The organism is Marinibacterium profundimaris (assembly GCF_002210095.1).
Classification (GTDB): Bacteria; Pseudomonadota; Alphaproteobacteria; order Rhodobacterales; family Rhodobacteraceae; genus Marinibacterium; species Marinibacterium profundimaris.
The window spans coordinates 349,735-372,984 of record NZ_AQQR01000002.1; the positions used below are offsets into that span (position 1 = coordinate 349,735).

A 23,250-nucleotide genomic window follows, 5' to 3' on the forward strand; every position below is an offset into this window, starting at 1 on the left:
GCTTATCCCAGTTCGTCACGAAGATTGGCGATCTCTGTCAGGCGCACGGCCAGCTGGCCGGGTACATCGCCCTCAAGCTCTTCCAGCTCACCGCGGGCGACGAGCTTGTCGCCGACATAAAGTTCGACCGGGTCCTCGACGCGGCGGTCAAGACCCAGGACCGCGTTTTCGCCGAGCCGCATGAGGTCGCGTACCAGGGGACGGGCCTTGCCGACGCTCACGACGATCTCGATCGGGACGGCGGAAAAGGGGTTATGGGAATCGGGGCGGGCATCGCCATCAGGCAGTTCGGTCACTGGAGGTCTCCTTGCGGGTTTCAAAGACATGGGCCGCCAGGGCATCGCGGATTTCGTCTGCCAGGGCGGAAAGATCGATCTCGACTCCGCCGTCCTCGAGATGCAGGCGTGCCTGTCCCTCGGCCAGGGCTGGATCTTCGTCGATGATGACGTCGAGGTTGCCGGTCTCGGGCAGAAGGGGGGCGATCGCCTGTTCGGTGCCCGGCGGCACCGCCAGAACCAGGGGGCGGCCCATGGCCTGGGTCGCGATGTCCTGCATCGCGGTTACGATATGCGGGGCAAGGCCGCTGCGGATCATCCCGGGCAGCAATTGCTCGGCAATCGCATCGAAGACCGGGATCAGCGATTGCTGCATCTGGGTAAGAGCCTCGTGGTAGGAGAAGACCGCGTCCTCCAGGTTCTGGCTCAGCGCGGCCGACAATTGGGTCCGGCCCTGGGCATCGGCGGCGACCGCGTCTTCCCAGCCGGCGGAATAGCCCTTTTCGAAGGCGGCCAGGCGCTGTTCCTCAAGCTCGAGATTGCTCATCAGGATGGTGGCCGTCTCGGCCGGATCGGTCGTCTTGAAATCCTCGAGAAGATGGGAAATCGGCATCAGGCATTCTCCTCGTCTTCAAGCCAGTTGCGCAGGATCTCGATGGTTTCGTCCTGGCGTTCGCCGATCAGGTTGCGCAGGCGGTCGGCCGGGCTGTCGTCGCCGCCACCCAGAGAGGGCAGGCCGCCGATTCCGTCGTCCATGCCCCCCATGCCCCCCATGCCGCCGCCCATGAGCGGGGGCAGGAAGGAGTCGGAGTCCCCGTCGATTTCGCCGTCGAGCGCGCTGCCGTAATCCGATCCGCCATCTGCCGGCGGAAGCGCGGGCATCGTGTCCGAGGCCAGGGCCGGCGCTGAACCAGCGAGGATCGGGCGCACCACGAAAAGCCCAAGCACCAGGGCCACCAGGGCCAGGATCCCCACCTGCGCGAGCTGCATGATGTCGACCCCGGTAAGATCGAGGAGGGATCCGCCCTGTGCCGTCGTGCCCTCGGGCTCGAGCGCGGGAAGTTCCATTGTCTTCAGGGTGATGACGTCGCCGCGCTCCGCGTCGAATCCGACGGCCGAGGCGACGAGTTCGCGCAGCGCGTCAAGCTCGGCCTCCTCCCGGGGAACGGACTGCGGCGCGCCGGCCTCGTCCGGAACGATCAGGTTGTTCACCAGGACCGCGATGGTCAGCCGCCGCACAGCGCCAGGGCTGCGCAGCACTTCTCGTTCAACCTCGGAAACCTCGTAGTTGATGCGTTCGCGCGTCTCGCTCGTTTCGGCCTGGCCGGATCCGCCGCCGGCGGCATCCCCGTCGGGCAGGTTGGATGCGACGGTGACGGCGCCGTTGGTTTCCGTGGACGTGTTCGACCGCTCCTCGGTATCGGTGCTGATTGCCACGCGGCCGTCCGGGTCGAAGCGGCGTTCGCGGATCGATTCGGTTTCCGTCACAGTGTCGACCGTCACCTCGACCACCGCGTTGCCGCGGCCGACGCGGGCCTCGACCAGGCGCAGGACCTTCTCGCGCAGATCCTCGGCGCGGTCCTGCGCGGCGCTGGTGGCGACGGTTTCCTCGGCCGCGCCGATCACCTTGCCGTTCGAATCGATCACCGCCACGTCGGCGATATCCAGCCCCGCCACCGCCGAGGCCACGAGGAACCGCAGCGCCTGCGCCTGCTCGGCCGAGATCGGACCGCCCGAGGGCACGACGGCGATCGAGGCGGTGGGAGTCACACTGCGCTGGAAGGGGTTGGATGACCCGTTGGCAATGTGCACGCGGGCCTGGGCGATATGCGGGCTGCCGACGATTGTGCGCGCCAGCTCGCCCTCCTTCGCGCGCCAGTAGGCGGCATCGAACATCTGCGAGGTGGTGCCGAAGCCCGACAGTCCGTCAAGCAGTTCGTAGCCGCGGCCGCCTGTCGCAGGCAGGCCGTCTCCGGCCAGGGTCATCCGCAGCGCATCGCGGTCCCGCATCGGCACATAGATCGAATCGCCCCGCACCTGGTAGGCGACGCCCTGCTGGTCCAGAGCGCGCACCACGTCGCCCGCCGATGTCGCGTCGAGCCCGGCGTAGAGCAACGCCATGTTGGGCCGCGCGGCCAGTCTGCTCATCCCGTAAAGGGTCGCCACCACGAGAAGCGCGGTCACGACGACCATGATCCGCTTCCGCGGGTCCAGCCCTGCCCAGGCACCCAAGATCTGCTGCACGTCAACCTCCTTTTGCCCGACGTCCTGCCGGGATTGAGGTCATCTTTGGACGATCTCGCTTAACAATCGGTTAGTCCCTCCCGGGCTATGACAAGGCAGACGCTCAGCAAGGAAAGACCGATGACGGACGCTGCCGCAGAACCGACGGAAGAACCGAAGAAAGGGGGCAAGGGCCCGCTGCTTGTCGGCCTGGTCCTGCTGCTTGTCGGTGCCGGCGGCGGGTTCTTCGCCGTAAGCTCCGGGATGCTGCCTTTCGGCCCGCAGGCCGACGCGCACGAAGAGGGCGCCGCGCCGGAACCGGACGTGGTTGCCACCGACGATATCGAGTTCATCGAGGTGCCCGGCATGGTCGTGTCCTTCACCGGCGGTGGGCGGCGGCAGCTGCTGCGCTTCTCGGCCGAGCTTGAGGTCAGCAAGGCCTACAAGCCCGACGTGGAGGTCCTGCTGCCACGGATCGTAGATGTTCTGAACGGCTACCTGAGGGCGCTGGAAGTATCGGATATCGACGATCCGATGGCCCTGACGCGGCTGCGCGCGCAGATGCTGCGGCGCATTCAGATCGTCACCGGACGCGACATGGTCCGCGACCTGCTGATCATGGAATTCGTACTGACATAGGAGAACGAGGTGGAGCTTATTGCCGACATCCTGCTGGTTGCAGGCGCCCTTGGAGCCGGATTTTACTGTTTCGTGCTGGCCAGGCGCCTGACCAAGTTCAATGATCTGGAAAAGGGCGTTGGTGGGGCGGTGGCCGTGCTGTCGGCTCAGGTCGACGATCTCAGCAAGGCGCTGAACCAGGCCCAGTCGGCATCGGGCGACTCGACCGAGGCGCTGGCCGACCTTACCCACCGGGCCGAGGCGGTGGCCCAGCGTCTGGAGCTGATGATGGCCTCGATGCACGACGTGACCGAAGCCGCGCCGCCCGCCCCCGCCCCGGATGCGGCGGCCCCGGCTCCGGCGGCAGACCCGGCGCCGCGGGCCGAGGAGCCTGTCACCAGGGCCCCCGAGGGTCCGATGTTCATGCGCCATGCCGCCGACCGGAAAGGGGCCGCCTGATGGGCAAGATTCGCAAGCCGAAGATCCTGCGCTCGCGCGGAGGGTCGTTGCTGATGATCGCCACGCTGCTGATCGGCTCTGGCGCCCTGCGCCTGGTGACCGAGGCGGGTCCGGCACTGGCCCGGGCCGAGGCCAACAGGGTGTCCGACGGCGACGGGCATGACGCGTCCGGCGGGGACGAACGCAATGCAGCGCTGCAATTGCCCGATCGTTCCGGCATGCAGGAGATGCTCGACGCCTTCCGCGAACGCGAGGCGCGTCTGAGTGAACGCGAACGCATGCTCGAAGAGCGCGCACATGCGCTGGATATCGCCGACCAGGCCGTGACCGAGAAGCTGCAGGCCCTGGTCGAGGCCGAGGCCGCTCTGCGCGAGACCCTGTCGTTGGCAGATGGCGCGGTCGAAAAGGATATCGCCCGCCTGACAGTGGTTTACGAGACGATGAAACCGAAGGAGGCCGCTGCACTCTTCGAAGAGATGGCCCCGGAATTCGCCGCCGGCTTCCTGGCCCGCATGCGCCCGGAAGCCGCGGCGCAGATCATGACCGGCCTGAGCGCCGAGGTGGCCTACACGATCTCTGTCCTCATGGCGGGAAGAAATGCCCAGGCACCGATCGAGTAACCTTTCGGGTTAAGCGAATTCTTAAGGTCAAGGGTCCACTCTGGATCCGAGGCAAGAATCCAAGAGGCAGTACATGTTCGGGTTGATCGGAATCGTTGTGATCTTCGTGATGGTCTTCGGCGGCTATCTGCTTGCCGGGGGCAAGCTGGGGATCATTCTCAAGTCCCTGCCCTTCGAAATGATGATGATCGGCGGGGCTGCCATTGGTGCCTTCCTCATCAGCAACGACATGAGCGCGGTCAAGCAGACGGCGAAGGATATCGGCAAGGTCTTCAAGGGGCCGAAATGGAAGCCCGACGATTACCGGGATCTTCTGTGCCTCCTGTTCTCCCTGATCCGGATCGCTAGACAGAATCCCGTCTCGCTCGAGGCGCATATCGAGGATCCGGAGAATTCCGACCTTTTCGGAAAGTATCCCAAGATCCGCGACGATCACGAGGCGGTGGATCTGATCGCGGACACGCTGCGCTCCGCCTCGATGAACTACGACGATCCACACCAGGTCGAAGAGGTGCTGGAGAAGCGGATCGAGGCCAACCAGCACCATGCGCTGCATTCCAGCCACGCGCTGCAGAATGTCGCCGACGGCCTGCCCGCGCTGGGCATCGTGGCCGCCGTGCTGGGGGTGATCAAGACCATGGCCTCGATCGACCAGCCGCCCGAGATCCTCGGCAAGATGATCGGCGGCGCGCTGGTGGGCACGTTCCTGGGCGTGTTCCTCGCCTACGGGCTCGTCGGCCCCTTCGCCGCCAAGGTCAAGACCGTGGTCGAGGAGGATGGACACTTCTATCAGCTGATCCGCGAAGTCCTTGTCGCCAACCTGCACAACCACGCACCGCCGATCTGTATCGAGGTCGGGCGTCAGAACACGCCGCATCATTTCCGTCCCGGGTTCTCGGAACTGGAAGAGGCCCTGAAGGCCGTCAAACAGGATGCCGCATGATACCAAGGTTCCTGATTTCGGCCCTGCTGCTTCTGGGCGCGGGGCCCGTGCTGGCCCAGACGCTGACGGTGCAATCGGGTGAACACGCGACCTTCACTCGCCTGGTCACGCGCCTGCCCGATGGCGCGACCTGGCGGATCGAGCAGGACGGGCCGGTGGCACGGCTTTTCATCGACGACCCGGATGTAATCTTCGACACGTCGGGCGTCTTCCGCCTTATCCCCCGCGACCGGCTGGCCAGCCTTTCACAGGCCGGGCCCGGGGATCCCCTGACGCTCGATCTTGCCTGCAACTGTCCGGTGACCAGCTTCGTCGATGACGGAGCTTACGTGGTGCTGGATATCGGCAATCAGGTCAGTGAAGACCCGGTCCGGTTCGGGCTGATCGAGCAGCCTGTTCCGGTCATCGAGATCGAACGGGATCCCCGGCGCATGCCGACCGCCCTGCCGCTGCTGGCCGGCAACGCCGCGGCGCAGCTGACGATGAACGGCCATTCACCGAGTGCAGCCGCCGCCGTCGGCGATCCCGTGACCGGACAGCTTGCCTCGGACCCGCCCGCCAATCAGGCGGTGTCCCCGGAACCCGATCCCGGCCCGGATCTGAGCCGCTCGGAACGGGCCCTGCGCGAGCAATTGTCCCGCGCCGCGACCCAGGGCCTCGTCGAGATCGATCCCGATGCCCTGGCCGAGATCGCGGCACAGCTGGATCGGCCGGAGCCGGAGGACGGCACGCCGCTTTCCTCGAACATCCGCGCGACCACCAGCGTCGACCGCGACATGGTCCTGGTGACCACGCCACAGGCGCTGTCGGGCTCGCATGGCGCTTGTCTCGACCCGCGCAAGGTCGACCTGAAGGCCTGGGGCGATGACCGGCCATTCGGCCACCAGGTCGGCGCCTATCGCGCGCGCATGGCCGGAGAATTCGACGACCTCTCGCCCGCGGACGTGACCGGCCTGGCGCGCACCTATCTCTATTTCGGCTTCGGCGCCGAGGCGCGGCAGATGCTGGAACTGGCCGGCCCCGAGGCCGGAGACCTGTCGGTACCGATCGCCCTGGCCCGCCTCTTGGACGAAGGCGGGCTGGCCAAGCCGCATCCGCTCGACGACCAGGTGCATTGCGATTCCGTCGTGGCGCTGTGGTCGGTCTACGCCAATCCGATCACGTCGCAGGACGATGTCAATTCCGGCGCCATCCTGCGCGCTTTCGCCGAGCTTCCGGTTCATATCCGCAGCCATATCGGCCCGGGCCTCGTGCGCCGCTTCACCAATGCCGGCGACGCCGAAACGTCGGAGCTGCTTTTGCGCATGATCAACCGTGCCGCTCTGCAGGACGGCCCGCCGATGCAACTGGCTGAGGCGGAGCTTGCGCGCCTCAATGGCGCCGAAGACGAAGCCGACACCATCGTCGAGGAGGTCGCGCACAGTGGCGTGGCCGAATCGCCTGACGCATTGATCACCTTGGTTAATCGCCACTTCGACATGCGCCAGTCCCTGCCGAACGACACGGTGAATCTGCTGGAATCCTACGTCACCGAACTGCGCCGCGCCGAGATCGGCCCGCAGCTTGCCCGCACCCGCGCCCTGGCCCTGGCGCTGGCCGGCGATTTCCCCGCGGCCTTCGCGGCAACGGAAAAGCTGGACCGCGCCGGGACGCAGGAGACTCTTGTCAAGATCCTCACGCTTCTGACCGAATCCGCCGATGACCTGACCTTCCTGGAATATTCGCTGGCCACGACGGGAGCCGGCGCCGGGGCCCTGCCCGCCGACCTGGTGATGCAGATCGCCCGCCGCTATCTCGGGCTCGGGTTTCCGGAACGGGTGATGGCGCTGCTCGACGGTCCGCTGCCCGGCGCCCCGGCCGAGGAATATTCGATGCTGCGCGGCCAGGCCGCGCTCGATGCGGGTCAGCCGCGCCGGGCACTTCTGGAACTGGTCGGGCGCACCGGACCCGCGGCCGATGCGCTTCGGGCCGAGGCGTTGCAGATGAGCGGGCTGCATTCCGAGGCGGCCGAGCTGTTCGATGCGCTGGAATCGCCCGAAGAAGCGCTGCGGTCCGAATGGCTTGCCGGGTTGCCGCCGTCGGGAGACGAACAGGAGGGCCTTTATGCCACGCGCAAGGCTGCCTCGCAGCGCCTGACCGAGGGGCCGGCCTCGCCGACCGACCTTTCGCTTGCCGCCGCGCGCACCCTGCTGGAGCAGGCGGAAGCCTTGCGTCGCGACATCGGGCTGCTGTCCGAAGACGCTGAGGCAAGCGGTCAGTAACCGAATCTCAAAGCCCCGGAGCTAGCCTTGGGTCCGGATCCACCAGAAAGGGTGAGCTGGCAGAATGCCTGATGTCCTGCGCCGACCGGCCGCGCCCGCGCGGCTGCGTGCCTGGCCCATCGCCTTGGCGATTTTCCTGTTGAACACGCTGCCGCTTGCGGCGGCGCGCAACGTCTGTGACGCGGCGGCGGAGCGTGCTTCGTCCGAGACCGGGGTCCCGGCGGAGGTGCTGCGCACCGTCACCCGCGTGGAAACCGGACGCCCCCGCGACGGGCAGGTGCAGCCCTGGCCCTGGGCGATAAACGTCGCCGGCGCCGGCCACTGGTTCGATCACGAGGACGAGGCGCTGGCCTTCGCCTTCCGGCAGGTGAAGAGCGGGGCGCGCAACTTCGATGTCGGCTGTTTCCAGATCAACTACCGCTGGCACGGAGAGGCCTTCGTATCGATCGAGGACATGTTCGACCCCTATCGAAACGCGCTTTACGCCGCGCGCTTCCTTGCGGAATTGCATGGCGAATTCGGGAACTGGGAAGCTGCGGCGGGCGCCTATCATTCCCGCACAAAGAAATTCGCGGACCGGTACAAGGCGCGCTTCCGCCAGATCTTCGCCGAGCTCGACCTGCCGGACGACCTTGGCACAGGCCGGACGGCACTTCTGCCCCGATCCGCGGCGCGGCCCCGGACGCCGCAAGCACCGGGCAGCCTGATCGGCGCGGCGCCGGGCGGACACCGGAGCGCCGGGTCGCTGGTGCCATTGTCCGGTTCCGGCGGCGCGCTGATTTCCTTTGACTGACGGAGACGGTTCATGCCCCGTGTGACACTGCAATCGCTGTTCAGCCCGACCGTCCTTCTTGCGCTGGCGCTGATGACCGTCATCATCATGATGATCCTGCCGATGCCGGCCTGGATCCTCGACATCGGCCTGGCCGGGTCGTTCTCGCTCGCGATCCTGATCTTCACCGTGACGCTTTTCATCGAACGTCCACTGGATTTCTCGGCCTTCCCGACGATCCTGCTGGCCTCGCTGATGCTGCGCCTGTCGCTCAACGTTTCGTCCACGAAGCTGATCATCGGCCAGGGCCACACCGGTCCAGACGCCGCCGGCGGTGTGATCGAAGGCTTCGCCGCCTTCATCATGGGCGGTAGCGTGTTCCTCGGCCTCGTGGTCTTCGGCGTGCTGCTGATCGTGAACTTCATGGTCATCACCAAGGGCGCCGCGCGGATGGCCGAGGTCGGCGCGCGCTTTGCCCTGGACGGGATGCCCGGCAAGCAGCTGGCCATCGACAGCGACATGTCCGCCGGCGCCATCGACCATGCCGAGGCCAAGCGCCGCCGCACCATGGAACAGCAGGAGACGACCTTCTTCGGCTCGCTCGACGGCGCGTCGAAGTTCGTGAAGGGCGATGCGATCGCCGGCCTGCTGATCACGCTGCTGAACCTGGTGATGGGGCTCGCCATGGGCATCGTCGTGCATGACATGCCGATCGGCGCCGCTTTTGAGACCTACGCGATCCTGACCGTCGGCGACGGGCTGGTGACGCAGATCCCGGCGGTGGTGATCTCGATCGCTTCGGCTCTGCTGCTGGCGCGCGGCGGCAACCAGGGGGCGACGGATATCGCCGTCTTCGATCAGCTGGGCAAGTATCCGGCCGCCCTGTCGACCGTTGCGGTGCTGATGGTGATCTTCGCGCTCGTGCCCGGGTTGCCCTTCCTGCCGTTCATCGTCGGTGGTGTGATCCTGGGCCTTGCGGCGCGGGCCATCAGCCGGCGCAACCAGGCCGCCGAAGCCGCAGAGGAGGCGAAGGCCGAGGCGACCCCGGCCCAGGCCAAGCCGATGGGCGATATTCTCGACCTCGACGACATCCACGTGGAATTCGCGCCCGACCTCGTGGCGATGGTGCTGGATCCGGGCACCGGGCTGGACACGCGGATCGCCAACATGCGACGCCACGTGGCCACCTCCTACGGGATCATCCTGCCCGAGATCCGGCTGACCGACCAACCGGCGCTGGACGTCGGCACCTACCGCGTGCGCATCCAGGGCGTCGAACAGGCCACCGGCGCGCTGAACCCGGACATGGTCCTGGCGCTCTTGCCGGACAATCCCGATGCCCTGCCGCCAGGCCATGACGTGACCGAGCCCGTCTATGGCGCGCCTGCCCGCTGGATCGCGCCCACCAGGCAGGACGAGGCCGCGATGAGCGGCGCCACCATCGTCACGCCGCCGGAAATCCTGGCGACCCACCTGCTGGAGGTCATCAAGTCCAACTTCAGCCGCCTGTTGACGCTCAAGGCCCTGCGGCGGCTTCTGACCGAGCTCACGCGGCTCAGCGATCCCGCCCGGTCCGAGGCCAACCGCAAGCTGATCGACGAACTGATCCCCGACAAGGTGCCGATGGACACGCTGCATGCGGTGCTGCGTCTGCTGGTGGACGAACAGGTATCGATCCGGAACCTGCCTCTGATCCTCGAATCCATATCCGAGGCGCGGCTGACCGTGACCCAGCCCGAAGGGATCTGCGAACTGGTCCGGCAGCGGCTGGGCTTCCAGCTGGTCGCCGACCTGAAGCGCCCCGACGGCACCATTCCGCTGCTGCAGCTTGCCCCGGAATGGGAAGAAGCCTTTGCCGCGCACCAGGTCGACACCGGCTCGGGTGGGATCGACATCGCCCTGCCGCCGGAACAGTTCAACCGTCTGGCCGGCAACCTCGGCGAACGGCTGAACGAGATCTCGTCGCGCGGGATCACCGCGGCACTGGTCACACCGGTGCGGCGGCGGCGCTTTCTGCGGACGGTGATGCAGGCCCACGGGCTGAGCGCACCGGTCCTGTCGTTCGAGGAAATCGGGCTGGAAGCGAAGCCGTCGCTGGTGGGCGTGGTGGCCGCATGACGGGACTGCCACCCGAGATTGCCGAGCTGTTCGGCGGCCTTTTGTGGCATGGTGGCATCGTTTTCCTGCGGGTCGCGGCGCTGGTGTCGGTGCTGCCGGCCTTTGGCGAACGGGCGGTGCCGGTGCGTGTGCGGCTGGCTATGGCGGTGGCCTTCACCGCAATTGTCGCGCCCGCCGTCCCGCCGGCGACCCCGCCCGGCGATATCCTGGGATATGGCGGGCTGGCCCTGCTGGAAAGTGCTATCGGCCTGGGCCTGGGCATCAGCATCAGGCTGTTCATCCTGGCCCTGCAGACCGGTGGCACCATCGCCGCGCAATCCACATCCCTGTCCCAGATCCTGGGCGCGGCCAATGCCGATCCCTCGCCCGCGATGGGGCACCTTCTGGTTATGGGCGGGCTGGCGCTGGCCGTGATGACCGGCCTGCATGTCCGCGCGGCGGAATTCCTGCTGCTCAGCTATGATCTCTTCCCGATCGGCCTGCGCCCCGATGCGCAGGCAGTGTCGGCCTGGGGCCTGTCGCGGGTGGCCGAGGCCTTCTCACTCGCCTTCCTGCTGGCGGCGCCCTTCGTGATCGCGTCCTTCATTTACAACCTGGCACTTGGCGTCATCAACCGGGCCATGCCGCAGCTGATGGTTGCCTTTGTCGGCGCGCCGGCGATCACCTGGGGGGGCATGGTTCTGCTGCTGGTGGCCGCGCCCGTGCTGCTGGGAGTCTGGATCCGCGAGATGCATGCCTTCTTCGGCAGCGGCGGCGGGCTTCTGCCATGAGCCAGAAGGGCCAGGACGAAACCGAGAAGTCGCACGAGGCATCGCCCGAGAAGATCCGCAAGGCGCGGGAGAAGGGCGATGTTCCACGATCCACCGACCTGGCCGTCGCGGCCTCCTATATCGGGCTGGTCGTCGCCGCCGTATCGCTTGGCACCGGGTCGATGCGGGAGCTCGGCAGCGGGCTGATGACCTTCATCGACCGGTCTGACGACCTGGCCGGGCTGTTCTTCGAGGGGCCGCCAAGCGGGCCGATGGGGATGCTGATCCTTGGCACCGGTCGCGCGCTCTGGGGCTGGTTCGCCCTGCCCGCTGCGGCGGTGCTGCTGGCGATCCTGGCGCAGCGTGCCTTTGTCGTGGCGCCCGACCGGATCAAGCCGAAGCTTTCGCGCATTTCGCCCATCAGCAATGCCAAGAACAAGTATGGCCGCTCCGGGCTGTTCGAGTTCTTCAAGAGCGCGACGAAACTGCTGCTTTACACGATCTGCGTGGGGCTCTTCCTGATCGCCCGGTCGGACCGGCTGATCGGGGTCATCCATTCCAGCCCGGGTATCGCGGTGGCGCAGCTGGGGCGGTTGTTCGTGGAATTCATGATCTTCGTCTGCCTGATCGCCGGAACGCTGGGCGTGATCGACGCGCTTTGGCAACATGCTGAATTCATGCGGAAAAATCGCATGAGTCGCAAGGAGGTCACCGACGAGAACAAGGAATCGGAGGGCGACCCGCACCTGAAGATGGCGCGGCGGCGCAAGGCCCATGACATTGCGATGAACCAGATGCTGGCCGAGGTGCCGAAGGCCGACGTGGTCATCGTGAACCCGACCCATTACGCTGTCGCCCTGCAATGGAGCCGCCTGCCGGGCGCCGCGCCGGTCTGCGTGGCCAAGGGCGTGGACGAGGTCGCGCTGACCATTCGCCGCGCCGCCGAAGAGCACAACGTGCCGATCCACAGCGATCCGCCCACGGCCCGCGCGCTGCATGCCACGGTGGAGCTCGACCAGGAAATCCCCGAGGATCTCTATCGCGCCGTGGCGGTCGCGATCCGCTTCGCGGAAGCGATGCGCAAGAAGGCGAAATCGAAGATATGACCCGTGACCGGCTTGGCAGGATCCTTCCCGTGGCCCGCGCGAAATACGAGGCGGAGTTCGCCAGTATCCGCGCCCTTCTGCAGGCCGAGGCGCATTGCCGGGGCCAGCTTGCGCGGCTGGAGGCGATGGCGCAGGAGGCGCGCGACCACGCCAGGACGCCGGGGCCGATGCAGCTATTGGGGGCGGATGTTCTGTTCGAGCAGAATATCGAGCGCAACAGGTCGCGGCTGAACAGTGACCTGGCGCGGATCCTGGCGCGGAAGGAAACGGCGATGGTGAAGGTGCGCCGGGCCTTCGGCCGCAAGCGCGCGATCGAGATCACGCAGGAACGGCTGGAGGCCGAGGCCGCCCGCGAGCGCGCCCAACGTCAACGTGACGCGGCACTTGCGCCCTGGCTGGACACCCTGCCACACGACTGATCCGGACGCGAGGGACCGGCGCGCAACCGGCTGTTCCGACAGGCAAGACGCGGTGTCGGAAACGGCTTAAGGCCCGACTGCCCCGGGCCCGAAGATTTCGTTTTTCTTGGATGTTGCCCGGCCTGAGCGGGCAAGGATGTCAGACGTCCTGCCGCGCGATATCGACGATCAGCACGTTGAAGACATTGGGGCCGAACTCGCGCTGCGCCACCTCCAGCAGCGCGCGGCGCAGCACGTCAAGGTTGTTGGACCGGGTGAAGGCACCCTGGAAGCCGCCCATGTTGGAATGGTCGAACAGCACCTGCAGGAAGGCGTCGCGCAGCTTCGGCTCTCGATTGTATATCGCCTCGCGCAGGCCCAATGCGGTTTCCAGGCTAAGCGTCAGCACCACCAGGGCCTCGACCCGGCCGGCGGCCACGACAGGCACGACGAACTGGTTGTTGAGCTTGATGAATTCCGGCGCATTCGGGTCTTCGCCATCTTCGGCGTCGGCCCCGCCCGAAGGCGCCGGCTTGGCCGCCGGCCGGGCCGCGGGTCTTGCCGCGCCCTCTTCGTCTTCGCCGGTGCTGTCGGCGGCGCCGTCATCAGCGACACCCTCGCCGCCGGCTTCCGCGTTTTCCATGGGTTCGGGCGCGGGCGCCAGCACGATGCCGGCGCCGATCCCGGCCCCGACGCCGACCAGCAACATAAGGATGGGAAGCAACTTGCCCATGGCGGTCCCTCCTCAGAACGGCAGAACGTAGTCGAGCGCACGCTGCCCGTACCGCGGCTGCTGGACCTGGGTGATTTGCCCGCGTCCGCCGTAGGAAATCCGCGCCGCCGCGATCTTGTCGTAGGTGATCTGGTTCTGGCGCGAGATATCGGTGGGCCGTACGAAACCCGCCACCATCAGTTCGCGCAGCTCGAAGTTCACGCGCACCTGCTGCGTACCCTCGATTTCGAGCACGCCATTGGGCAGGACGTTTACCACGGTCGCCGCGACGCGCAGCTCCAGCTTCTCGTTGCGCTTGACCGATCCCTTGCCCGAACTCGACCCAGAGGATCCGATCGCCACCGCGTCATCCAGGCTGGCCCCGTCGGGCAGGCCGTCGTTGATGCGCTGCGGCAGGCCGAAAAGGCCTTCCACCGACAAGCTTTCCGACCCGCTGCGTTCGCGGGCCGTATCGTTGGATATCTCGGCGCTTTCGTCGATCTCGATCACCACCGTGAGGATATCGCCCCGCGAGCTCGCGCGCCGGTCGCCCAGCAGCGATTGCCGCGACCCGCTCCACAAAGAGGCGCCGTCGACCACGCGGTTGGGTTCGGCATACATCGGCAAGCCCGGCCAGCGCATCGCGACCTGTTCGTCCCCATCCTCGACCGGCGTGAAATTCGGCTTGCCCGTCGGGTCCAGGTCACAGCCGGCCAGGGCGCAGATCAGCAGCCCGGTGGCCCATGTCATTTGTCGCATCAGCGTACCTCGATCATCCCGTTTTCCTGCACCAGTCCGGTCACCGTCGTCCGCGACGACAGGTTCATCACCCGGACCGAATCCCCGACCCCGCCGCGCGACAATGCGCGGCCCTCGGCCGAAATCAGCAGGCCGCCGCGCGCAAAGACCAGCGTCACGACATCGTTTCTTTCGACAACGGCCGGCGGGCCGAGGTCATTGCCCAGCACCGGGCGCCCGGCATAGAGGGCGACCCGTGCTTCCAGCCCGTCCACCGTCTTCTCCGCGGGCCAGGCACCGGGAATATCGACCGGTTCGACCCGGAAATCGGATCGGGTCACGATCTCCTGCGCGCGGATCGTGCGCAGGGGGATCAGCACGTCCGCCATGGCAGACGTGCCAAGCACCGCGAGGAGAAGGAGGAGGAAAAGGCTGCGCATTATCTCACCTGTGTGGTTGCGCCCATCATCTGGTCCGCGGCCGAGATGACCTTGGCGTTCATCTCGTAGCCGCGCTGGGCTTCGATCAGTTCGGTCACCTCGCGGACGGCATCGACAGAACTGTCCTCCAGGTAACCCTGGCGGAGAAAGCCAAGACCGTCCTCCCCGGCGTTGGTCACCAGCGCGGGGCCCGAGGCTTCGGTCTCGGTGAAGAGGTTGCTGCCCATCGCCTCGAGCCCCTTGGAATTGGCGAAGCCCGAGAGGGTGAATTCGCCCAGCAGCTGGCCGGCGGTGTTGTCGTTGAAATAGGCATAGACCTCGCCCGCGGCGTTGATCGACACGCTGCGCGCATCGGTCGGGATGGTGATCTCGGGCACGACGGGGAAGCCGTCCGATGTCACGATCAGCCCGTCGGGAGAGCGTTTGAACGATCCGTCCCGCGTATAGGCGGCCTGGCCCGACGGCAGCGTGACCTCGAAATAGCCGCGGCCTTCGATCGCGATGTCCAGATCGTTGCCGGTCTGTGACAGGGCGCCCTGGGCCAGGTGAACGGTGATCGAGGACGGCCGCACGCCCAGGCCGACCTGCACGCCGGTGGGCAGCACGGTGCCGTCATTGGCGTTGATCGACCCCGCGCGGGACACCTGCTGATAATGCAGGTCCGAAAACTCCGCCCGCCGTGCGTTGTAGGCGGTGGTGTTCATGTTTGCCAGGTTGTTGGATATCGTCTCCACCCGCAATTGCTGGGCGCTCATGCCTGTTGCGGCGATTTTCAATGCGCGCATTCTGCCTCACTTCATATGTCATTTTCTGACGTTTTATCTGCTCGTTACTTGATCATTGTCTTGACGGCGGCCCGGATCCGCTCGTCTTCGGTTTCGAGGAAGCTCTGCCCCATTTCATAGGCGCGCTGGACCTCGATCATCCGGGTGATCTGCTCGATTGCGTTGACGTTGGACCCTTCGAGAACGCCCTGCATCACGCGGGCGTCGGGCGCGCCTTCATAGCCGCCGGGGGCGTCGAAAAGCACACCGCGGGCCCGGCTCATCGCCTGGGGGTCGTTGGGCAGAAAGACACCGATCTGGCCCAGCGGCTGGCCGCCGGCGCTGATCGTGCCGTCCGAGGCGATGTGGATGCCGTCGGCCTCGGCCGGGACGAAGATCGGCGCCTCGCCCGCGTCCAGCACCTGGTGCCCCTCGGCCGTGCTCAGAAGCCCTTCGCCGTTGGGGGTGAAGGCGCCGGCGCGGGTCAGGCGCGGGCCGTCCGGCGTCTGGACCAGGAAGAACCCGTCGCCCTCGATCGCGAGGTCGAAGGTGCCTTCGGTCCGGGTCAGCGGGCCCTGCGCGAGGTCGGTCATCCGGGCGCCGGCATGGCCCATCGAAATGGCGCCGTCGCCGTCGCCCTTGATGTATTCAGAAAAGACAAGCCCGCCGGCCCGGTACCCCGTGGTGGAGGCATTGGCGATATTGTTGGCCACGACCTGCATTTCCTTGATCAGGCCGGATTGGCGGGACAGCGTGGCATAAGACGATGCGTCCATCAGGAACCTCCGATGATGAGGGGGACAAGCTGGGTTTCGAAAAAGGCCACCAGCGTTTCGGTCATGAAGCCCATCGAGATCCAGAACACCGCGACGATGGCCGCGAGTTTCGGCACGAAGGTCAGGGTCATTTCCTGGATAGAGGTCAGCGCCTGGAACAGGCCGATGATGAGGCCGGTGGCCAGGGCGACGACCAGGATCGGGGTCGCGATGACCACCGCGACCCAGAGCCCCTGCCGCAGGACATCGAAAAAGATGGCCTCATCCACGGGGTCAGACCGGCATCCGCAGGATTTCCTGGTAGGCCTCGACCACCTTGTCGCGGACCGTGATTGCGGTCTCGACCGCCAGCTCGGTCTGGGCCAGCGCATGCACCAACGCGTGAGGATCGGCATCGCCGGTCATCGCAGACCGTGCGACGGCTTCGCCCTCGGCGAGTGTCTGGGCAAAGTCGGTGACGGCCTCCTTCGCCGCCTCGGCGGGGGTGACCGCCGCTGTCGCGGTATCGGCTTCGGTTGCGGGTCTGGCCTGGGCATAGCCCCGGGCCGCGGAAATCGCGTTCAAGTCCATTCTGGTCTCTCCTGGTTTTGGCGGATTACTTCCGCAACAGCTCCATCAGTGCGGAGGACATCTGCCGCGACTGATCGAACATCTTGAGGTTGGCCTCGTAGCTGCGCTGGGCCTCACGCGCGTCGGCGATCTCGATCATCAGGTCGACGTTCGAGCCGTCGTAATGGCCGGTGTCGTCGGCAAGTGGGTGCGACGGGTCGTAGACTTGGCGCAGATCGCTGCGGTCGAGCTGCACGTCGCCGGGCTGCACGGTCGTCACGCCATCGGGATTGGTATCGGTTTCGAAGGTCGTGAACTTGCGGCGATAGCCCGGCGTGTCGGCGTTCGAGATGTTTTCCGCCACATGCCGCAGGCGCGTGGCCTGGGTCCGCAGCGCGCCGGCGCTGATCATCAGGGAATTGGAAAAATCGCTCATCGGTCCGGTCTCCTGGTCCTGTGTCCTGTGGGCGTCGCGGGGCTCAGCGGCTGCCCAGGCTCATCCGCAGCACGGTCATGGCCGAGCGGTAGATGGCGATGGCACGGTCATGGTCCTTCCGCACCTCGGCGCCGCGCACCATTTCCTCTTCGAGCGAGACGCCGTTGCGGTTGGGGTCCGCGCCATCCTCGGTCAGGGGCTGCAGGTCGGCGACATTCACCGCGGCCAGCGTGGCGCCGTGGCCCGGCCGGGTGGCACGCATGCCGCCGGCCGTGGCACTGCCCGTATTGGCCGCGCCGCGCTGCGAATCGAATGTTTTGGCAAAGGACGGCAGGTCGCGCGGCCGATAGTCGGGGGTATCGGCATTGGCCACGTTCTGGGCGATCAACGCTTGCCGCGCACCGGCGTGAACGGCCATGGCATGCGCGGTCTTGAAGACGGTCAGGTTGCTGAACATCGGGCTTCTCCCTCGTTCGGTTTCAATCAAGGCTTAACTCCGATTCCTTTAGAAACCGTTCTCAGGGTTAACCCGGAGAACCGAGACCATGATGGAAATGCAGAAACTCGCCACCCGGATCGGCAGGGCGCGCGCATGCTTCCCGCTGGGCCATGTCACGGGCGTGCAGGGCGGGCTGGTGGACGTGGCCGGCCTGTCGGAAACGGCGGGAATCGGCGATCACCTGCGCATCTCGCGGCGCGGCGGAACGGCGCTGGCGGCCGAGGTGGTGGGGCTGTGCAAGGACAGCGTGCGGGCGCTGCCCGACGGCCCCTCGACCCATGTGGCGGTCGGCGATTCGGTGCGGCTGAGCGCGCCGCCTGATTTCGCGCCGGACGCCTGCTGGATCGGCCGGGTGGTCGATCCGATGGGTCGGCCGGTGGATGGCATGCCGCTGGTGCGCGGGCTGCACAGCCGCGATATCCATGCCGGTCCGCCCGCGGCCGCGGCGCGGCGCGGGCTGGGCGCGCGGCTGAACACCGGGCAATGCGTGTTCAACACGCTGCTGCCGATCGTACGCGGCCAGCGCATCGGGCTCTTTGCGGGCTCCGGCGTGGGCAAATCGCAGCTGATGGCCAGCTTTGCGCGCCAGCTCGAGGCTGACGTCGTCGTCATCGCGCTGATCGGCGAACGCGGTCGCGAGGTCGGCCATTTCGTGCGTGATGTCCTGGGCCCCCAGGGCATGGCGCGGTCGGTCGTCGTCGCCGCGTCGTCGGATCAGTCGCCGCTGATGCGCCGCCGCTGCGCGCTGTCCGCCATGGCGGTGGCCGAACATTTCCGGGACGAGGGCAAGCAGGTGCTTCTGCTGGCCGATTCCGTCACCCGATTTGCCGAGGCCCATCGCGAGATCGCCGTGGCCGCCGGCGAACCTCCGGCGCTGCGCGGCTACCCGCCCTCGACCGCGGCGATGATCGGCGGCCTGTGCGAACGCGCCGGCACCGGGATGAACGCGCAGGGCGACATCACAGCGGTCTTTTCGGTCCTGGTGGCCGGGTCGGACATGGAGGAGCCGGTGGCCGACATGTTGCGCGGCGTGCTTGACGGCCACGTGGTGCTGTCGCGGGCCATCGCGGAGCGCGGCCGCTATCCGGCGATCGACCTGCTGCAATCGGTGTCGCGCAGCCTGCCCGATGCCGCCAACCCGCAGGAGAACGAGCGTATCGGCGAGGCGCGGCGCCTGCTGGGCGCGTATCAGCAGGCCGAGGTGATGATCCAGTCGGGGCTTTACGCGTCGGGCAGCGATCCGCTGCTGGACCAGGCGGTGCGCGCCTGGCCTGAGCTTGACGGGTTCCTCGCCCGGGCCGAGGCCGGCGATATCGCGTCGAGCTTCGATCGGCTGAACCTGATCCTGCGCCGCTCGGGCAGCGGATCGGGCCGATAGGGCGAAGGGGATCCCGCGGCCGGCTGAACCGGCCGCGGGATAAGGTTTATCGCTGGGTGGCCTGCAGCAGCTGCAGCGCGGCCGCACCGGAGCTGAAGGCCGCTGCGTTCTGCTCGATCTGCACGCGGGCCATGTAGGCGGTGACGAGCTTCTCGCGCTTCTCGGGGTCGGCGAATTGCGCGACGGAATCGTCTCCGAACATGCGCAGGGCCTTGTCCTTGAAGTAGACGAGCTGCCGGTCGAGATCGACGGTGCCGATGCCCTTGGGCAGGCCAAGCGCCGTCTCGAACAGCTTGCGCAAAGGCGGTTCGCCCATGATGTTGAACCACAGGGCATTCTCGCTCTTGTCCTCCAGCGCCATGTCCTGCAGCACCCGCTCTCCGTACAGTGCGATCCGCATCGTGTCGTCCGTGTTGCCGACAGCGATTTCGAAGGACTGCGCCTCGTATCGGTCAATCACTTCTTCGGCGAAATAGGACAGCTGCGTCCGCTGGACCTGCCCGGGGCCGAAGCCGAAGGCCTCGGACAGGTCCTTGTAGCGATCATCCGCCAGCCTGTTGGCCAGGGCGTCATCCGCGGTCGTGCCGTCTTCCAGGATCTTCTGGATGAAGGCACGGTTGTTGATGTCGTCCTGAAGCCCGTAGGCGCCCAACGCCACGCTCAGCAGCCGCCGATCGGCGACCAGCTCCTCGGCCGTCGTGATCTTCGCGAGGTTCTCCCGGAAGTAATCGACATCCCTCTGAAGCTCGGCCGATTGAGTGAAGGCCTTGAACTGGTTGTCGTAGGTGGCTTGCAGAAAGCGCCAGCCCTGAAGGCCGGTGCCCGCGACGATGGGTTGATAGGTCATGATACGTGGGACGCCAGCAGGCGGTCCTCCCTTGGCAGCAGTGCGCGCAGCGCCTTGAGACACCGGTAGTGGCGATCCTCGATCAGCGCGTCGGTGGCCTCGGCCAGCGCGGCGCGGCTGTCGGGGTCGGTGAATACCTGGCTCAGCTCCTCGATCCGGCGCAGGAGCGGCAGGCGCGCCTCCGCCGGGTTAAGATCGCCCGACAACAGCAGCTGCGCGGAATAGCAGGCGCGCCGCACCGGTGTTGTCGCCTCTTCGGGATGGATCGCATCGCGCAGGCGCAGGATGCGGGCATCCGGGGTCAGGATCTGCAACCGGCCACGCCGGTCTCCGTTCTCGATCACCGCTCCGTTGATCAGGATCCTTTCCTTGGGTCCGAGCTTGAGTACGAGTCCTGCCATCAGTCGGCCCCCCCTCTGAGGCCGCGGAGGATCGCCATGTTGATGTCGATCAGCGGTGTCACCTGGGCCCGGCGCCGCAGCACGGCGGTGGTATGGCTGTGGGTGAATTCGGCCAGATAGAACAGCCGGGCCCGAAGCGAGTCCGGCAGCTTGTTGTTGGGATCTGCAACGTCGAGTGCGAAGACGTTCCAGAGACGCTTGTTGTCGTGCAGGGCCGAGGCAAGGGCGGCGAACCCGCTTGGTCCCTTGTCGGCAGCGGCCTTGAGGCGGCGGGTGATCTGGGCCAGCACATCGTACTCGATCGATTTATAGGACCGGGTGGGTGCGCTGGCAGAACCGTAGCCCTGGCGTGCAGCAGAAATGTTGGTCACGGTGTGAACCTATTCAGATTGGGGAATGAAGGGGTGCCCGGCATTTGCCCGCCGGGCCGGGGCAAAGCGATTACTGGAAGAGCGTCAGGATCGTCTGAGGCGCCTGGTTGGCGATCGACAGGGCCTGCACCGCCAGCTGCTGCTGCGTCTGGAGCGCAGAGAGCTGGGCCGAGGCTTCTTCCATATCCGTGTCGACAAGGGCCGATATGCCGATCTTCATGGCATCCATGACCTTGCCCACGAACTCGTTCTGATCCTCGATCCGAGAGGCGGAGGCACCCAGCGCGGCGGCCCCGTCTACGGCGGTCTGGATCAGCGTTTCGATATCGTCGAGAGAGGCATCGGCGGCCGTCTCGCTCGAGACGTCGACGGTAGCGAGGTCAAGGTTCGTCTCGAAATCGACGGAGGCCACGGTGATGCTGGCCGCCGTGACGCTGCCCGAGGCATCCCGGTCAAGCGACGAAAGCACCGTGATCCCGGCGTTGCCGGCGGTGTTCAGCAGGTTGCTGCCGTTGAATTGCGAGGCCTGGATGATCGAGGTGATCTGGTTCTTCAGCTCGTCCACGTCGGCGGTGATCTTGGCATGATCGACGTTGCCGCTTGTGCCTGCGACGACCTTCTGCTTCATCTCGTTCAGGATGTCCACGATCTGTTCCGCACCGGCCAGGCCGACGGCGACGGTCGATTCACCCAGCGACAGGCTGTCGGACACCGCCCTGAACCCGGCGACATCGGATTCCATGACCTTGGAAATGGCCCAAATGGCCGAACTGTCCTTGGCCGACCCGATTTCGAGGCCGGTTGAGATCATGTCCTGTGTCTTGTCGAGGTTCTTGCTGATCGAGGAGAGGGTTTGCAGTGCCACCAGGGCGCTTGAGTTCGTGAGAATACTGGACATTTGATAATTCCTTGCATCCCGCTGGGCCTTCTTAACCCGCGGTTACGCCCCGTTTCAGGGCTTGAACGTCATTCGGACGGCTGAAAGCCCCGGCCGATGATCGGCCGGGGCGATGCGGTTCGATTACCGGAAGAGCGACAGGATCGTCTGCGGCGCCTGGTTGGCGATCGACAGGGCCTGCACGCCAAGCTGCTGCTGCGTCTGCAGCGCGTTCAGCTTGGCCGAAGCTTCTTCCATGTTGGTATCGACCAGGGACGAGATGCCGACCTTCATAGCGTCCATGACCTTGGTCACGAACTCGTTCTGGTCCTCGATCCGGGCGGCCGAGGCGCCAAGGGCGGCAGCCCCGTCGACCGCGGTCTGGATCAGCGTCTCCATCGTGGCAATCGAGGCGTCCGCAGCGGTCGAGCTGGTGACGTCCACGGTGGTCAGGTCAAGGTTGGTCTCGAAGTCGACCGATGCCACGGTGATGTTGGCCGCGGTCACCGACCCCGACGCGTCACGGTCAAGCGAAGACAGCACGGTGATGCCGGCGTTGCCTGCGGTGTTCAGCAGGTTGGTGCCGTTGAACTGCGACGCCTGGATGATCGAGGAGATCTGCGCCTTCAGTTCGTCCACATCGGCCGAGATCTTGGTATGGTCGACGTTCTCGCCGGTTGCGGCGACGACCTTCTCCTTCATCTCGTTCAGGATATCCACGATCTGCTCGGCGCCGGCCAGGCCGACGGCGACGGTGGATTCACCCAGCGAAAGCGAATCCGACACGGCCTTGAAGCCGGAAACGTCGGATTCCATCACTTTCGAGATACCCCAGATGGCCGAATTGTCCTTGGCCGATCCGATCTCCAGGCCAGTGGAGATCATGTCCTGGGTCTTGGCCAGGTCGGTGCCGACGGATTTCAAAGTCTGCAGAGCAACAAGCGCACTGCTATTGGTCAGAATACTGGACATAGTTAGGTTCCTTGCGTCCTTGGGCCTCAATAACTGCCCGGTTACACCCCTTTGCGGGCTTGAGCGTCATTCTGACCTTTGCGCCAATCAGGTTCCCTGGCGCGCCATCCATCGTTGTGGATGCGAGTGCAGTTTTGGCCTTAAGATGCTAATGGAGTGCTAAATCGGTCTCCAGACTTCTGACGGATTTAAGTTAAAGGGCTCAGGCGCGTTTCTCGAGTTTCTGCTCCGTCGGGGTTTCGTATTGGCGGCGCTTTCCGTCGCGGTCGTAGGTCGACAGGCTTTGCCGCAGACGCCGCAGTTCCGCCATCCGTTCGGCGACGCTTCGAATGCCCTCCATCGCGCTGTCCAGAAGCGCCTGGTTGCGGGTCATCTTATCGCGCAGGTCCTTCAGCTCGGCGGCCTCCATCCGGTCCAGCGTGCTCAGGCCCGAGACCAGCCGCTCCTTGGTGTCATGCAGCCGCGCAAGCTCTTCGAGTTCGCCGGAGACGAGCGCGCGGCGCTCGGCGTCAAGCAGCTGGTCGAGCTCTTCGATGAGTGAATCGATCTTGTCCCGTGACATGTCAGTCGTCCTTCAATGCGTGAAAAAGGGATTCGGCCAGCCCGACCCCGCCGGAGCGGACAATCTGTTCGGCCTGGGCGCGGACGAGGAAGGATTGGAACTGCTCTTCTCCGGCGCCGCCGCCGAAACCGTCGGGCGTGTCGTTCAATCCGGCGGATTTCAGCATTTCCGCAATAAAAACCGTTTCAAGTTCTTCCGCCGCCCGGCGCAGCGGATCCGTTTCCGCCATTCTGTCCTGCACGGATGGTGCAGCGGGATCCGGTGCCGGAGGCAGGGAGGGAGGATCGGATCGGGAGGCCGGTGGAGCGGAGGGAAAGCTGATCATTTCGATACCTCGAATTCGTTCAACATTTTTTCCGTTTTCACACAGAGCAGTAAAGAAACCG

The 23,250-nt window shown here is 65.9% G+C and carries 30 protein-coding genes; 11 read left to right on the plus strand and 19 right to left on the minus strand.

What is annotated here, in order from left to right:
• Positions 1-2 precede the first annotated feature (2 nt).
• The 3 genes from ATO3_RS06585 to fliF are packed head-to-tail and all read right to left on the minus strand — an operon-like array spanning position 3 to position 2,519.
• Complete coding sequence (locus ATO3_RS06585; RefSeq protein ID WP_408630804.1) at positions 3-296, minus strand: FliM/FliN family flagellar motor switch protein; 294 nt, start codon at positions 294-296, stop codon at positions 3-5.
• Positions 280-888 (minus strand): FliH/SctL family protein, encoded by a 609-nt coding sequence (locus tag ATO3_RS06590; RefSeq protein WP_088649026.1) that lies wholly within the window; start codon positions 886-888, stop codon positions 280-282. Before ATO3_RS06590 ends, ATO3_RS06585 begins: the two co-directional genes overlap by 17 nt.
• Positions 888-2,519: a flagellar basal-body MS-ring/collar protein FliF gene (gene fliF / locus ATO3_RS06595; RefSeq protein ID WP_088649027.1), complete on the minus strand. Its 1,632-nt coding sequence runs from the start codon at positions 2,517-2,519 to the stop codon at positions 888-890. The genes ATO3_RS06590 and fliF overlap by 1 nt, the downstream gene beginning before the upstream one ends.
• Before the next feature lie 120 nt (positions 2,520-2,639).
• Between fliF and ATO3_RS06600 the strand changes: the two genes are divergently transcribed.
• The 10 genes from ATO3_RS06600 to ATO3_RS06645 all read left to right on the plus strand — a co-directional run bounded on the left by ATO3_RS06600 (position 2,640) and on the right by ATO3_RS06645 (position 12,563).
• Positions 2,640-3,137 carry a flagellar basal body-associated FliL family protein gene (locus tag ATO3_RS06600; RefSeq protein ID WP_088649028.1) on the plus strand — a complete coding sequence of 166 codons (498 nt, stop codon included), beginning with the start codon at positions 2,640-2,642 and terminating at the stop codon, positions 3,135-3,137.
• A 9-nt stretch (positions 3,138-3,146) separates the two neighbouring features.
• The gene (locus ATO3_RS06605) at positions 3,147-3,575 is read left to right on the plus strand and encodes a hypothetical protein (RefSeq protein ID WP_088649029.1); all 429 of its coding nucleotides are present in this window, start codon (positions 3,147-3,149) and stop codon (positions 3,573-3,575) included.
• Positions 3,575-4,195 carry a MotE family protein gene (locus ATO3_RS06610; protein ID WP_088649030.1) on the plus strand — a complete coding sequence of 207 codons (621 nt, stop codon included), beginning with the start codon at positions 3,575-3,577 and terminating at the stop codon, positions 4,193-4,195. Before ATO3_RS06605 ends, ATO3_RS06610 begins: the two co-directional genes overlap by 1 nt.
• A gap of 73 nt (positions 4,196-4,268) precedes the next feature.
• A complete protein-coding gene (gene motA, locus ATO3_RS06615; protein WP_088649031.1) occupies positions 4,269-5,138 on the plus strand; it encodes a flagellar motor stator protein MotA in 870 nt (289 codons plus the stop codon).
• Complete coding sequence (locus ATO3_RS06620) at positions 5,135-7,399, plus strand: hypothetical protein (RefSeq protein WP_088649032.1); 2,265 nt, start codon at positions 5,135-5,137, stop codon at positions 7,397-7,399. Before motA ends, ATO3_RS06620 begins: the two co-directional genes overlap by 4 nt.
• 64 nt (positions 7,400-7,463) lie before the next feature.
• Entirely contained in the window at positions 7,464-8,192 is a 729-nt protein-coding gene (locus ATO3_RS06625) for a transglycosylase SLT domain-containing protein (protein ID WP_088649033.1), read from the plus strand.
• Between the two features lie 12 nt (positions 8,193-8,204).
• Complete coding sequence (gene flhA, locus ATO3_RS06630) at positions 8,205-10,289, plus strand: flagellar biosynthesis protein FlhA (RefSeq protein ID WP_088649034.1); 2,085 nt, start codon at positions 8,205-8,207, stop codon at positions 10,287-10,289.
• Positions 10,286-11,059, plus strand: coding sequence for a flagellar biosynthetic protein FliR (locus tag ATO3_RS06635; protein ID WP_088649035.1), 774 nt, complete (start codon positions 10,286-10,288; stop codon positions 11,057-11,059). Before flhA ends, ATO3_RS06635 begins: the two co-directional genes overlap by 4 nt.
• Positions 11,056-12,144: a flagellar type III secretion system protein FlhB gene (gene flhB / locus ATO3_RS06640; protein WP_088649036.1), complete on the plus strand. Its 1,089-nt coding sequence runs from the start codon at positions 11,056-11,058 to the stop codon at positions 12,142-12,144. Before ATO3_RS06635 ends, flhB begins: the two co-directional genes overlap by 4 nt.
• A 29-nt stretch (positions 12,145-12,173) precedes the next feature.
• Positions 12,174-12,563: a hypothetical protein gene (locus tag ATO3_RS06645; RefSeq protein ID WP_143747238.1), complete on the plus strand. Its 390-nt coding sequence runs from the start codon at positions 12,174-12,176 to the stop codon at positions 12,561-12,563.
• A 139-nt stretch (positions 12,564-12,702) separates the two neighbouring features.
• Here ATO3_RS06645 and ATO3_RS06650 read toward each other — a convergent pair whose 3' ends face one another.
• From ATO3_RS06650 to ATO3_RS06690, 9 genes are read right to left on the minus strand one after another with little or no spacing between them, the layout of a single operon-like run.
• Positions 12,703-13,275 carry a flagellar basal body-associated FliL family protein gene (locus ATO3_RS06650; protein ID WP_088649038.1) on the minus strand — a complete coding sequence of 191 codons (573 nt, stop codon included), beginning with the start codon at positions 13,273-13,275 and terminating at the stop codon, positions 12,703-12,705.
• Between the two features lie 12 nt (positions 13,276-13,287).
• The gene (gene flgH, locus ATO3_RS06655) at positions 13,288-14,004 is read right to left on the minus strand and encodes a flagellar basal body L-ring protein FlgH (protein ID WP_233152049.1); all 717 of its coding nucleotides are present in this window, start codon (positions 14,002-14,004) and stop codon (positions 13,288-13,290) included.
• Positions 14,005-14,012: 8 nt separating this feature from the next.
• Positions 14,013-14,432, minus strand: coding sequence for a flagellar basal body P-ring formation chaperone FlgA (gene flgA, locus ATO3_RS06660; RefSeq protein WP_088649040.1), 420 nt, complete (start codon positions 14,430-14,432; stop codon positions 14,013-14,015).
• Complete coding sequence (gene flgG, locus ATO3_RS06665; protein ID WP_088649041.1) at positions 14,432-15,217, minus strand: flagellar basal-body rod protein FlgG; 786 nt, start codon at positions 15,215-15,217, stop codon at positions 14,432-14,434. The genes flgA and flgG overlap by 1 nt, the downstream gene beginning before the upstream one ends.
• Before the next feature lie 44 nt (positions 15,218-15,261).
• On the minus strand, positions 15,262-15,972 hold the full coding sequence (locus tag ATO3_RS06670) for a flagellar hook-basal body complex protein (protein WP_088649042.1): 711 nt from the start codon (positions 15,970-15,972) through the stop codon (positions 15,262-15,264).
• Positions 15,972-16,241: a flagellar biosynthetic protein FliQ gene (locus ATO3_RS06675; RefSeq protein WP_233152050.1), complete on the minus strand. Its 270-nt coding sequence runs from the start codon at positions 16,239-16,241 to the stop codon at positions 15,972-15,974. Before ATO3_RS06675 ends, ATO3_RS06670 begins: the two co-directional genes overlap by 1 nt.
• 4 nt (positions 16,242-16,245) lie before the next feature.
• Positions 16,246-16,542, minus strand: a complete 297-nt coding sequence (gene fliE / locus ATO3_RS06680) for a flagellar hook-basal body complex protein FliE (protein WP_088649044.1) — start codon at positions 16,540-16,542, stop codon at positions 16,246-16,248.
• Between the two features lie 25 nt (positions 16,543-16,567).
• The gene (gene flgC / locus ATO3_RS06685; RefSeq protein WP_088649045.1) at positions 16,568-16,957 is read right to left on the minus strand and encodes a flagellar basal body rod protein FlgC; all 390 of its coding nucleotides are present in this window, start codon (positions 16,955-16,957) and stop codon (positions 16,568-16,570) included.
• Positions 16,958-17,000: 43 nt separating this feature from the next.
• Positions 17,001-17,414: a FlgB family protein gene (locus ATO3_RS06690; protein WP_088649046.1), complete on the minus strand. Its 414-nt coding sequence runs from the start codon at positions 17,412-17,414 to the stop codon at positions 17,001-17,003.
• Between the two features lie 88 nt (positions 17,415-17,502).
• On the opposite strand from ATO3_RS06690, the gene ATO3_RS06695 reads away from it, so the two are divergent.
• Positions 17,503-18,834, plus strand: a complete 1,332-nt coding sequence (locus ATO3_RS06695) for a FliI/YscN family ATPase (protein ID WP_088649047.1) — start codon at positions 17,503-17,505, stop codon at positions 18,832-18,834.
• 46 nt (positions 18,835-18,880) lie between these two features.
• Here the strand turns inward: ATO3_RS06695 and ATO3_RS06700 are convergent, their stop codons facing one another.
• The 7 genes from ATO3_RS06700 to ATO3_RS06730 all read right to left on the minus strand — a co-directional run bounded on the left by ATO3_RS06700 (position 18,881) and on the right by ATO3_RS06730 (position 23,189).
• Complete coding sequence (locus ATO3_RS06700) at positions 18,881-19,681, minus strand: DUF1217 domain-containing protein (protein ID WP_088649048.1); 801 nt, start codon at positions 19,679-19,681, stop codon at positions 18,881-18,883.
• On the minus strand, positions 19,678-20,082 hold the full coding sequence (flbT, locus tag ATO3_RS06705) for a flagellar biosynthesis repressor FlbT (protein ID WP_088649049.1): 405 nt from the start codon (positions 20,080-20,082) through the stop codon (positions 19,678-19,680). Before flbT ends, ATO3_RS06700 begins: the two co-directional genes overlap by 4 nt.
• Positions 20,082-20,453: a flagellar biosynthesis regulator FlaF gene (flaF, locus tag ATO3_RS06710; protein WP_088649050.1), complete on the minus strand. Its 372-nt coding sequence runs from the start codon at positions 20,451-20,453 to the stop codon at positions 20,082-20,084. The genes flbT and flaF overlap by 1 nt, the downstream gene beginning before the upstream one ends.
• Positions 20,454-20,523: 70 nt before the next feature.
• Positions 20,524-21,351 carry a flagellin N-terminal helical domain-containing protein gene (locus tag ATO3_RS06715; RefSeq protein WP_088649051.1) on the minus strand — a complete coding sequence of 276 codons (828 nt, stop codon included), beginning with the start codon at positions 21,349-21,351 and terminating at the stop codon, positions 20,524-20,526.
• 123 nt (positions 21,352-21,474) lie between these two features.
• Positions 21,475-22,302: a flagellin N-terminal helical domain-containing protein gene (locus tag ATO3_RS06720; RefSeq protein ID WP_088649052.1), complete on the minus strand. Its 828-nt coding sequence runs from the start codon at positions 22,300-22,302 to the stop codon at positions 21,475-21,477.
• A 202-nt stretch (positions 22,303-22,504) separates the two neighbouring features.
• Positions 22,505-22,864 carry a flagellar biosynthesis protein FlgN gene (locus ATO3_RS06725; RefSeq protein ID WP_088649053.1) on the minus strand — a complete coding sequence of 120 codons (360 nt, stop codon included), beginning with the start codon at positions 22,862-22,864 and terminating at the stop codon, positions 22,505-22,507.
• A gap of 1 nt (position 22,865) precedes the next feature.
• A complete protein-coding gene (locus tag ATO3_RS06730) occupies positions 22,866-23,189 on the minus strand; it encodes a rod-binding protein (RefSeq protein ID WP_088649054.1) in 324 nt (107 codons plus the stop codon).
• Positions 23,190-23,250: the final 61 nt, after the last annotated feature.